We start from the raw sequence: 11625 nt of genomic DNA, 5'->3' as shown, positions 1-11625 counted from the left end.
ACTTGAAAGTAATGTCAGCCGTGACAGTAATCCTCCAGGTAAACTGTTCCACCAAACATTGAACGAAAACATGTGGATGCTCTACGCATCGTGTGCCTATAGCTGCATTTATCACACGTTAGATGATGCTCAAAAACAACATATTGAAGACAACTTACTCAAACAAATGATTGATATGTTTGTAGTCACTTATGCACATGACTTTGATATTATTCATAATCATGGTTTATGGGCCGTGGCCGCAGTGGGTATTTGTGGTTATGCGATAAACGATCAAGCATCAGTTGATAAAGCACTATATGGGCTTAAGTTAGATAAAGTCAGTGGCGGCTTTTTAGCGCAATTAGACCAATTGTTTTCTCCTGATGGTTACTACATGGAAGGGCCTTACTACCATCGTTTCTCGTTACGTCCAATTTATCTTTTTGCCGAAGCCATTGAACGTCGCCAACCTGAAATTGGTATTTACCAATTTAATGATTCTGTGATTAAAACCACTTCATATGCCGTTATGTCGACCGCGTTTCCAGACGGCACATTGCCTGCGCTTAATGACTCATCTAAAACCATCAGTATTAATGATGAAGGTGTGATCATGGCCACCAGCGTGTGTTATCACCGTTATGAGCAAAACGATACGTTACTTAGCATGGCAAACCATCAACAAGATGTATGGGTGCATATTTCTGGCTTAACCTTATCTAACGCAGTAAGCGACACCAAAGACATTAAACCCTTTAGCTGGGGCAGCTTGTTTGTGACAGACGGTCCAGAAGGTGAAAAGGGCGGCGTCGGTATTTTACGTCATCGCGATGCTAAAAACGACGATACCATGGCACTGATTTGGTTTGGTCAACATGGCAGTGATCATCAATACCATTCCGCACTCGACCACGGCCATTACGATGGTTTGCACCTCAGTGTGTTTAACCGTGGCCAGGAAGTATTGCACGATTACGGTTTTGGCCGTTGGGTGAACGTAGAGCCTAAATTTGGTGGCCGTTATATTCCAGAAAACAAATCATATTGTAAGCAAACCGTTGCTCACAACACGGTCACAGTGGATCAAAAGACTCAAAATAATTTTGATACCGCTAGGGCTGAATCTAAATTTGGCCAAAAGCACTTTTTTAAGGCCGATGACTCAAGCTTACAGGGCATGAGCGGCCGTATATCCGGTTATTACGATGGCACTGAAATGCAACGTAGCATTATTATTGCCGAGCTCGCAGAGTTTGAAAAGCCGTTAGTAATTGATGTTTACCGTATTAAGGCAGATCAACCACATCAATACGATTTACCAGTACATTATTCTGGGCAAATAATCCGTACTGACTTTGACTATCACACCGAGAAAACATTGACAGCACTCGGCGTCGATAATGGTTATCAGCATTTATGGAATGTAGGATCTGGTATGGTCAGCGGTAGCAGCTTACTTAGCTGGTTGCATGGCAATAGCTATTACAGTTTAGTGTCGAGCGCCACATCAGACAGCAAAGTGATATTTGCGCGAACAGGGGCAAACGATCCTGACTTTAATTTACGCAGCGAACCTGCGTTTATATTACGTCAATCTGGTCAAAACCATGTTTTTGCATCAGTACTGGAGACCCATGGTTATTTTAACGAATCAATTGAAGCTTCGGTTGGTGCTCGCGGTTTAGTCAGTAAGGTTACCGTGGTTGGACATAATGACAGCGCAACAGTGATTAATATTATTACCACGAGTGGTAATTGTTACACCATCGCGATTTCAAATCTCAGTGGTGAAGCGCTAGAAGGTCAGCACACGGCAGAATTCGATGGCCAAGCATATCAATGGCAGGGCGCTTTTTCGATAATTTAAAGCAAAATAAACAGGTTGAATAACAAAAAGGTTGAACAAGATGTTCAACCTTTTTTTACTTGGGTGAAACAAATATTACTGGTTAATACATTATATTAATCAATCTCTTACTTAAATATTGTTGTTATGACAATTGATAAAAACTCACTTGAGTATAATCACCCGCCTCAATCCCATCATGATTACAAGCTGTACCCCAGATACGGTGCTCAGTTCCTTGGTTACATTGATTATATGCATCGGCCTTGAAGTACATCGTATCGTCAGCAAAACAGACATCATCACTATGCCCTGGTAATCCTTTACTTAAATCAGTTGTAAAGACTTTCGTTTCGGCAAAAGACGTGCTTGGATTTTTAGTAAACGTTCACGTCATGGTATTTTCAACGACATTAATTTTGTAGGTAAAGCGTTTACTTAACTTGATGCCATCTTCCGGTGCTGAATGGTTACCGTTTAATGAGGTTTGCCCCAAATAGGATGGGGAACATCATAACGTTGTGAGACAACGTTGCGGGGTAACCTCGTAATTCTAAAATAATGACCCAGTATCAAGTAGCGGCAATTTTCGCTAATAAATGTTAACTGGTTCGGTTTTGGCACCACGAATTTAACCGACTACCACTGAGTGTTCCTAGGGATTTACTGTCATCACCGCTAGTGCTCAACCAGTCTACCGCCACAGTTGCTGATAATTGGCTGCAGCCAAATTTACCGATATTTGTGTAATGCCAACAATGCACACACTCGAGAGTTTATCCATCAGAGATATTTTCATATTGATTCTCACTTTATTCATTTCTGCACTAAAAATATGCTCTCATTAGTCATACAAATAAAAAGGTTGCAGTACGATGTATTGACAATGCTGCTAACAATTTCATCAAATAAATGAATGTTGATTGATGCTTGGTAAGATTGTGTCAAATTGAATGTATCACTTAACATTTTACTTATAATGTTGAAATAACATGCTTTATGTTTTATGTGATATTGCCGCAGACATTATTACTTAACAGAGAGCATGGTATATTGTTATACCTCCCACACAAATTCTGGCACTGAATACCCATAACAGATTAAATTCGATCAGAGTCACTAAATTAAGTTATTGTAGTACAAATAGTCTGGTTAAAATTTTATACTGAATTTATCAAAAATTACAGAAGGTCAAAAAATGGAACTCAATACCATTATTGTCGGGATCTATTTTCTATTCCTAATCGCAATCGGTTGGATGTTTAGAACGTTTACTACCAATACCAGTGACTACTTTCGGGGTGGCGGGAGCATGTTGTGGTGGATGGTGGGGGCAACAGCCTTTATGACGCAATTTAGTGCTTGGACATTTACGGGGGCGGCAGGTAAGGCCTACACCGATGGTTTTGCTGTGGCGTTTTTATTTTTAGCCAATGCGTTTGGTTATTTAATGAATTACGTTTATTTTGCGCCTAAGTTTCGCCAATTACGAGTAGTTACTGTTATTGAAGCCATTAGGATGCGTTTTGGTAACACTAACGAACAAGTATTCACTTGGACGGGAATGCCAAATAGCGTGGTATCTGCAGGCATTTGGTTAAATGGATTAGCCATTATTGCTTCAAGCATATTCGGTTTTGATATGACGACTACCATCGTATTAACAGGTTTAGTGGTATTAGCAATGTCTGTTACCGGTGGTTCTTGGGCGGTTATTGCTTCTGATTTTATGCAAATGGTGATCATTATTGCTGTGACATTAACATGTGCAATATCTGCCATGGTTTACGGTGGTGGTCCGGTTAATATTATAGAGAGCTTTCCTACAGAGTCGTTTGTCACTGGTGGAGACTTAAATTACCTGAGTATATTTACATTATGGGCAGTATTTATCTTTATCAAGCAGTTTAGCATTACCAACAATATGTTGAATTCTTATCGATATCTTGCGGCAAAAGATTCAAATAACGCCCGAAAAGCCGCATTATTAGCTTGCATTTTGATGACGCTTGGTCCGGTTATTTGGTTTATGCCAAGTTGGTTTATAGCTGGGCAAGGGATTGATTTAGCCGCTGCGTATCCTGAGGCTGGCAGTAAAGCTGCAGATTTTGCGTATTTATATTTTGTTGAAAATTATATGCCTATTGGCATGGTGGGCTTGCTTATTGCCGCTATGTTTGCTGCGACTATGTCATCAATGGATTCTGGATTAAATCGTAACTCAGGCATCTTCGTTAAAAACTTTTATGAACCCATCTTACGACCTCATGCTTCAGAAAAAGAGCTAGTGACCGTTTCTAAACTGACTTCAACAGCTTTTGGTGTGGCCATTATTTTGGTTGCATTATTTATTAACTCTCTAAAAGGGTTAAGTTTATTTGACACTATGATGTATGTGGGAGCATTACTCAGTTTTCCGATGACAATCCCTGCATTTTGTGGTTTTTTTATCAAGAAAACCCCTGATTGGGCTGCATGGGGCACGCTTATTATGGGGGCTTGTGTATCAATTGTTGTGGGGTTCATTATTACTCCTGAAATGATTGAAACTCTGTTTGCATTAGACAATAAATTAACCACTCGTGAATGGGCAGATCTAAAAGTGGCTATTGGCTTAATAGGGCACATAGTGTTTACCGGTGGGTTCTTTGTTATGTCGACATTATTTTACAAACCATTGTCTGATGACCGTCAACGTAACGTTGATGCTTTTTTTGACAACCTTGCCACACCATTAGTGTCAGAGGGTACAGTGCAGAAAAAATTAGATAACAAACAACGTAAAATGCTAGGTAGCTTAATTGCCTCTGTTGGCATTGCGATTATGGCCATGTTCGCATTACCTAATCCGTTTTGGGGACGAATGACATTTGTATTATGCGGCCTCATTGTATTCGCCGTTGGTTTGCTGTTGGTTAAAGCGGTTGATGATAACGTTGAGTCGGTATCAGATGCTGAAACGGCTTAATAAATAATGTGATTGCAATATAAGGCGTACAGCATGACAGTGTTAAATAAAATGCCCTTAATGGCATGTATTATTTCAGTATTAAGTTCACCAATCATGGCCAGTGAATTTGTTTTTCTAGAGCCACAAATATTAGCGTCCAATCGCGCATTGTTACACTCAGATGATGTAACGATGTCAATGAAACACAGTTATCAATTGCTGCTTGAAGAAGCTGATATTGCAATTCAGGCTGGTCCTTTTAGTGTGACCCATAAAGGGATGACACCACCGAGTGGTGATAAGCATGATTACATGAGTATCAGTCCATATTGGTGGCCAGATGAGAATAAAGCTGACGGATTACCGTGGGTCCGTCATGATGGCAAAACTAACCCTGCTTCTAAAACTGATCAAACAGACTCAAAACGGATAGGCAATTTTACACGCAGTGTAAGAGCTATCGCATTGGCATATTACTTTAGTCAAGATGAACAATACGCTCAGAAAGGAATCCACTATATTCGAACTTGGTTTATTAATGAACCGACTAGAATGAACCCCAATGTTAAATTTGGGCAAGGTGTGCCGGGCGTTGCGGATGGACGACGTAGCGGTATTATTGATACTAGAACCTTGGTAGAACGCATGCTTGATTCGATAGCAATATTATCAAGCTCGCCTCATTGGACAGAGGCTGACGAGTTAGCAATTCATCAATGGTACAGTGAATATCTTGATTGGATGATTATCGATGATCTTAGTGGGGGGCCCAAAGGCGAAGCTTATTCGGCCAATAATCACGGCACTTGGTATGATTATCAATTAGCGGGTATTGCTTACTTTTTAGGTAATAAAGCATTGGCAAAACAAATGGTACAAAAAGGTAAAATGCGTATCGACACTCAATTTGAAGCTGATGGTTCGCAACCTCATGAAATTGAACGTACTCGCGCATACCATTATCATTATTTTAGCCTCGACCCATTAGTCGGCATTGCACAGTTAGGCGACAAGTTAGGTATTGATTTGTGGAAGTATAAAAATGAAAAAGGAGGCTCGTTAATTGAAGGTATCTTGTTTATGGCCAATTATCATGACCCCGCAATAAAATGGCCTTACAGTCAAAAAGATAAACGTCGCCGTGTTGAACGCATGACACCACTGTATTTAAAAGCGGGCATTGCTCTAAATAAAGCTGAATGGATTAGGTTAGCCACAGAAACAGATTTTAGTTCTTTTACAGTTAAGAACGATTTATCTGAAGTCTGGGCGCAACGAGATATTGAGTTACTTTATTTGAAAAAATAGCCAATAAACCTTTATACATCTTAAGCTTATGGCGTTGATCCGGAATATGTTTTTAATGTTTACGTTCATTTTCGGTTATGGCGCCATTGTTTAATGGCTACACTATGTTGTTTACTGTCGCATGATATTCAATAGCCTCAAGACAGTCGTTACTGGTAATGGCTTATCCCTTCCTAAAACCAGCTAATATTGACAAAAAACACAGCATAAACGTGTGTAAAACTTGCCCCTTAGGAGTTTCATCCTTTACCACTCGGTTGGTGCGCTAATACATAATATGCTTACATCACCGCATTAACGTGCCTAGTACTGAACACCCGATGATGCTCTGAAATATGCATCTTCAGGTTGTTTGGGTAACGCTTATCTTTACATCAATAAATTATTAGATATAAACTAATCTAAATTCAAATCGTTGAATAATACGTCAATCACATGCGGCAAAAATATCAATGAACTGCACGTTTAGAGTGTTACAAATTCAGTGAATTACTGGATAGGAGATCCTTATGGTTGATCGTGATATATTTGACCTGGTTGTTCAATTTGAATTGGTCATAACTCATGTGTTTACTGCTGATAATTTAGCAGATGCAAATGGCGATAGGGAATTAATGTCAGCACATTTTGAACAAGAAATTACAATGGCATTTGCTGAATGGGATATTGATATCCAACTTGATAAAGACATTAAGCATTCTAATGAACAACACCATAGTTTCATGGGGTATTTACAACGTAGCTTTGCAAATATCGATGAATTTAATTCTACTGAATACAGAAATAATAAGGGAATAGCAGATGTATCACAACGAGACAACTTACAAGAGAAATCTATTAGTCATCATTTAGAAAAAATGAAGAATGAGGTCATTCAATGTTGCGAAATGATCACTTTTGAGACAATGCTAGTATCGTTTAAGCTGTTACACCCTCTATGAATAACATAAAAACGCAGTTGAACAATTCAACTGCGATTTTGTATAACCTACATCAAAGTTAATGTATCACTGATTATGTCTTGGTCAGTGTTAAAACTTTGTTTCTTCAACTGAGTATTTCAAGTTATAAAAGTGCGCTTCGCTTTGGCCGTTTTCAAACTGATTGTACACTCCAGCTTTAAAATAACTACGCATGTGAGTCCAGTAATCGAGGTTATGATCGACAACGTTGTCACCATTAAAGTCGATGAGCAGTCTTCTATCACCGACGGTAATGTCAAAGTGGACTGGGTTTATCGGATCATGTTCGCCTAAATCATAGCGTGTATACGCTTTTTTACAGATTTGTTTTTCACGGTTACCAAAGTCTTTTGAACAATTTACCGCGTTATTTTTAACAATTGCCCAATAATGATTGGTTATACCTCGACGCTCGCCTTCCCAAACGATACGAACGAGTGGGTGAGGGATGTAACCCGCACCGTGTTTTCCATCATCGTGTGTTCCTTTATTATGAACTTGTAAAAAGGTCATTTCATCACGATTAGGGTCACTATTTTTTATTGCCGTCATAGGATCTTTTAACATTAAATCAGCGCTTAACTTATAAATTTTATAAGGATTGTCTGTTTTAAAGTTCTCTAAAATACGCAGTTCATTTCTAAGTTTATAACCTTGCATTTTAAAGACTAATGCCTCAGAACCTTTATCTACATAAAAGTTTTCATCCATTACACCTGCAAAATTACTGTCTGTGGCAACTTCATTTTTGCTACCTTCTTTGGCGTTAGGTGTTGAGATTTGTAATTTTGATACGCTTAAGATTGAATGGAATTTTGAGTAATCAGCAGGAATACCTTGCTCACCATTACTTGGCATCACTTTGATTGGCTCATATGTACTCATACAGCCGGTTAGTAATACACCTGACAACATTAACATCGTTGTAGATTGTTTTAGGACCATAATGTTTCCTTTATATGCATGAATTTAATCAACAATCACCTTGGCGCTGAGCTGTCTTTGATGATTAATGTCAATTAAACGTTGAAGCCTACAGCAAGATTAACTTGTGTAGGCTGCATTTTGTGTTTAGAAACGGTATTTATAACCAACTTCTATTGCATTATCACGTTTACCATACCAATCATAACCCCCATTTCTATCAGATGTATGGCTCGGTTTATTTAACTCTTGTTTAAATTTAAATTTGCCGTAAAAAGCATGTTCACGAGAGTTAGGCATACGATATTCAGCACTAAACTCATGCTCCCAAGCTGTTTGTTTATTGTTGTCAAATATATGCTGTTCAACACCTGAACTATTTAGATTTGATGATAGTTTTTGTAAGAAAATGGCATCCCAAACAAATGTAAATGCATCCCATCTATAAGTTAACCAAAAGTCATAGCGCATTTCTTTGTTTGTATCATCACGGTCACCTTCACCAATTCTTATTCTTTCTAAATTAGTTGAGTAACGAGCCCTGATTTTTGTACTTAAGTTTTTGCTAACCCGGTAACCATAATAAACACCTGCACGGATATTTTTTGCATCTTCTTTTAACTGATAATCAAGAACTGGACCTGCTTGGTGTTTTTTATTACCCCATGTCCATTTGTAATCCGTTTTAAAGTTCATTTCATATTGTTCTGGTGCAAACCCAGCATCAACTTCAGACTCGCTGCGGTCATATAGCCATACTTGTTCAAAGCCAAATTGAAAGCCGTTCCGCATACGATGTGCAAATTCAACTTTTGGCTTATCAGTCCGGCCTTCTAATAATTTGTGTTCCCATTTTATTGATATCGTACTTGTGCCAGGTCTTACATCATCTGAATCATCTGCTAAAGCATTAAAAGCAAGTAACCCCAGAACACCAGCACCTACGGCAACATATTTATTCATATTCATATCCCAATTTTGTTTGAAACACCTCTTTGAGACTCAATAATTGAGAAACAAAGAGGGTTAAATTATTAATTTTTAGTTGAAAGTGTTGCCAGGGAACTGGTTTGTGCTTTCGCTTTCTAAGCGAGCGAAGATAGCGGCATCACGTGCCCCACTTGAACCAACACTATTGACAATGTCGAATGTGTATCCGGTAAATGTGTTATTACTGACCGTTACATTGCAGTTGTTTTCGTTGTCAGCATCTTTGATCGCGCCGCTGCTTGAGTCGCCAATTTTAATTGCTGCGGTTTCTTTAGCGTCGGCACCGGCAATAGAAAATAGATTGCCATCGATTAGGGTTCCCATTTTGCCTTTAGACGAGCTACAAGTGAGTTTAACTAAGTCATTTTGTAAGCCAGAGTCTTGCGTTGTAAAACTGCTGTTTGTGAGATTAATAAAGCCATAAGAACGGATCCATGCACCTTTGTTTTCAATTTGATCTTGCGAGGTGATCAAAGTGGTATTAAAGGTGAGGTCAGTTAAGATGATTGGCATCTCATCTTCGCCCACTTTTTGGATGTTGATTACCGCTTCTTTTGCATCATCAGTTGTTCCACATAACGCAATCGCATCGTTAGCGAACGTGATATTCGAAATTTCGGCGCCAGCTGCACCATCAACCACATCGATGCAGGTGTTTCCAGAAATGGTTGCACCTTCTTGTCCGACTAACTTTATGGCTTTGTCGATAGTGATAACACCCGATGAATAATCATATTGATCGCCTGCACCTAAAGTGATTGTTGCGCCAGATTCTGCAGCAACAATTGCTGCATTTATTTCAGCCACATTTAGCGGCAACACTGGCTCTTCAGTTGGGGTGCTTTCTAAAATATTTTCGGACTCTGTCGTATCACCAAACACATCATAAAGCGCAGTCGAGTTATCTTCAGTGGTACTGATTAATGCACTAAAGTTTGTGAATGTATTAGCTGTAAATGTGGTTGCACAATTCTTATCTTCTTGACCTAAGTTACTTGGTACCCCAATGGTGGCTGCTTTGGTCATGCCTGAAGCATTGAACTCTGCTAATGCAAAAGTGTTGTTTGAAAATATAGATCCTCGTGGGTCTGAGTTGCTGCCACCACGAGAGGCTGAACTGCCACAGTTTAAATATAAAATATTCTGCGCATCAGCTGATTTATTAGCAAAAATGCTATCAGAAATATCAACTAAACCACGTGAGTAGATCCAAGCGTCACTAGACCCAGTAGGTTCAATAAATTCAGCACCATCAAAATTAAGTTTATCTAGGGTAACACCCAGTTTATCTTTACCTACTTTACCAATGTTAATAATTGAATTAGATGAACTTCCTGACGTATCACCACATACGTCTAGGGTGATTTCTGTAAAGGTAATATTAGATATTTCGGTGCCAACTGCTGCATCAAGTACGTCAATACAGGCTGTACCAGTAATTAGAGCGCCATCTTCACCCACTAATTTAATTGCTTTATCAATGGTGATTGTTCCAGCAGAAAAGTCGTAGTCATCGCCTGCACCTAAAGTGATCGTACTGCCTGCTGTTGCCGCTAATATAGCTGCGTTAAGTTCATCGACATTTTTAGGATCAGTGGTACCAGTTACTGGTGGGGTAGTAGTGTCATCAAGATCATTAACTAATGTATTGTCAGTTAGCACTGTATCGCCAAAGACATCATAAAGTGCGGTTGATGGATCGCTGGTTTCACTGATTAAATACGTAAAGTTTTCGAATGTATTATCTGTAAATGTAGTCGCACAATTTTTGTTATCTTGCCCTAAATTACTTGGTACACCAATGGTTGCGGCTTTAACGACACCTGCAGAGTTCAACCCAGCAAGTGAGAAAGTATTACCTGTAAAAGTTGAACCTCGTGGGTCATCATTACTGCCGCCGCGAGAGGTTGAACTACCACAATTTAAATACAAAATGCTTTGTGCATTTTCTGATTTATTGGTAAACGTGCTGTCTGAAAGGTCAACTAAACCACGTGAATATACCCAAGCATCACTTGAACCTGTTGTCTCTGTAAACGATGTTCCATCAAAGGTCAGATTATCAAGCAGTACAGCAGTTTTACCTTTGCCTACTTTTCCTATGTTAATAATTGAGTTTGAAGTACTTTCACCACTACCACATGAATCCATGATAATGTTTTCAAATGCGATGTTTGAAATACGAACTTGATTACCATCATTAAGAGTTTCAACAGCTTCTGTTGGAATGTCGATACAAACAGCACCGGTAAACACTGCTTGGTCTGTCGTGGTATCCCCATCAACTTCAAGAATATTTCCTAAAGCATCTGCAGAAATCAAGGTAATCGCTTTATCTAATATAATTGTACCTGTGTTGGAAAAATCTCCAGTGGTACTTAAACCAATAAAATCACCGGTTTCGGCCGTATCAATTGCGGCAATGAGTTCGGCAGTTGTTGAAACAAATGCCGTGGGTTCATCAGGTGTGGGTTCTGGTGTGGTGTCTGTTATTGTTTCTGATGTGGAAGGTTCATCATAAAAATCACAACCACTTAAAGCACCAGCAGATAAAGCAATACAAATTAAGCTAGCTAATGTACTTTTTTTCATTGTAACATCTCTCTAGTTAACACTTCTTTTTATGAAGTGAAGTTTTAATATAATTGGATGAATTGATTCGA

General features: G+C 39.0%; 7 protein-coding genes (1 of these 7 running past the window's edge). 4 read left to right on the top strand and 3 right to left on the bottom strand.

Going from position 1 to position 11625, the window contains the following annotated elements; genetic code table 11:
• The 4 genes from PQR79_RS05305 to PQR79_RS05290 all read left to right on the top strand — a co-directional run.
• Positions 1-1849 carry the 3' portion of a heparinase II/III domain-containing protein gene (locus PQR79_RS05305; RefSeq protein WP_274408401.1) on the top strand. 302 nt of this gene lie to the left of the window's left edge, so the window shows 1849 of its 2151 coding nt (coding positions 303-2151); its start codon lies off the left edge, out of view; it ends in the stop codon at positions 1847-1849.
• 1177 nt (positions 1850-3026) lie between these two features.
• Entirely contained in the window at positions 3027-4796 is a 1770-nt protein-coding gene (locus tag PQR79_RS05300; RefSeq protein ID WP_238103685.1) for a sodium:solute symporter family transporter, read from the top strand.
• A 33-nt stretch (positions 4797-4829) separates the two neighbouring features.
• Positions 4830-6086, top strand: a complete 1257-nt coding sequence (locus PQR79_RS05295; RefSeq protein ID WP_238103686.1) for an alginate lyase family protein — start codon at positions 4830-4832, stop codon at positions 6084-6086.
• Positions 6087-6595: 509 nt separating this feature from the next.
• Complete coding sequence (locus PQR79_RS05290; RefSeq protein ID WP_238103688.1) at positions 6596-7027, top strand: hypothetical protein; 432 nt, start codon at positions 6596-6598, stop codon at positions 7025-7027.
• Between the two features lie 90 nt (positions 7028-7117).
• Here the strand turns inward: PQR79_RS05290 and PQR79_RS05285 are convergent, their stop codons facing one another.
• From PQR79_RS05285 to PQR79_RS05275, 3 genes are all read right to left on the bottom strand, one after another.
• Positions 7118-7993: a polysaccharide lyase family 7 protein gene (locus PQR79_RS05285; RefSeq protein ID WP_238103690.1), complete on the bottom strand. Its 876-nt coding sequence runs from the start codon at positions 7991-7993 to the stop codon at positions 7118-7120.
• A 126-nt stretch (positions 7994-8119) separates the two neighbouring features.
• Positions 8120-8935 (bottom strand): hypothetical protein, encoded by an 816-nt coding sequence (locus tag PQR79_RS05280; RefSeq protein WP_238103692.1) that lies wholly within the window; start codon positions 8933-8935, stop codon positions 8120-8122.
• Positions 8936-9013: 78 nt separating this feature from the next.
• Positions 9014-11554, bottom strand: coding sequence for a hypothetical protein (locus PQR79_RS05275; protein WP_238103693.1), 2541 nt, complete (start codon positions 11552-11554; stop codon positions 9014-9016).
• Positions 11555-11625: the final 71 nt, after the last annotated feature.

The organism is Shewanella metallivivens, from assembly GCF_028750675.1.
Classification (GTDB): domain Bacteria; phylum Pseudomonadota; class Gammaproteobacteria; order Enterobacterales; family Shewanellaceae; genus Shewanella; species Shewanella metallivivens.
Note: the sequence above shows the minus strand (reverse complement) of the source record. Positions and strands in the feature narration are given on the sequence as shown.

What these genes read in the sequence shown, in the direction of transcription:
- PQR79_RS05300 (WP_238103685.1), top strand. Translation starts at nt 3,027, where the DNA reads ATGGAACTCAATACCATTATTGTCGGGATCTATTTTCTATTCCTAATC.
- PQR79_RS05295 (WP_238103686.1), top strand. Translation starts at nt 4,830, where the DNA reads ATGACAGTGTTAAATAAAATGCCCTTAATGGCATGTATTATTTCAGTA.
- PQR79_RS05290 (WP_238103688.1), top strand. Translation starts at nt 6,596, where the DNA reads ATGGTTGATCGTGATATATTTGACCTGGTTGTTCAATTTGAATTGGTC.
- PQR79_RS05285 (WP_238103690.1), bottom strand. Translation starts at nt 7,993, where the DNA reads ATGGTCCTAAAACAATCTACAACGATGTTAATGTTGTCAGGTGTATTA.
- PQR79_RS05280 (WP_238103692.1), bottom strand. Translation starts at nt 8,935, where the DNA reads ATGAATAAATATGTTGCCGTAGGTGCTGGTGTTCTGGGGTTACTTGCT.
- PQR79_RS05275 (WP_238103693.1), bottom strand. Translation starts at nt 11,554, where the DNA reads ATGAAAAAAAGTACATTAGCTAGCTTAATTTGTATTGCTTTATCTGCT.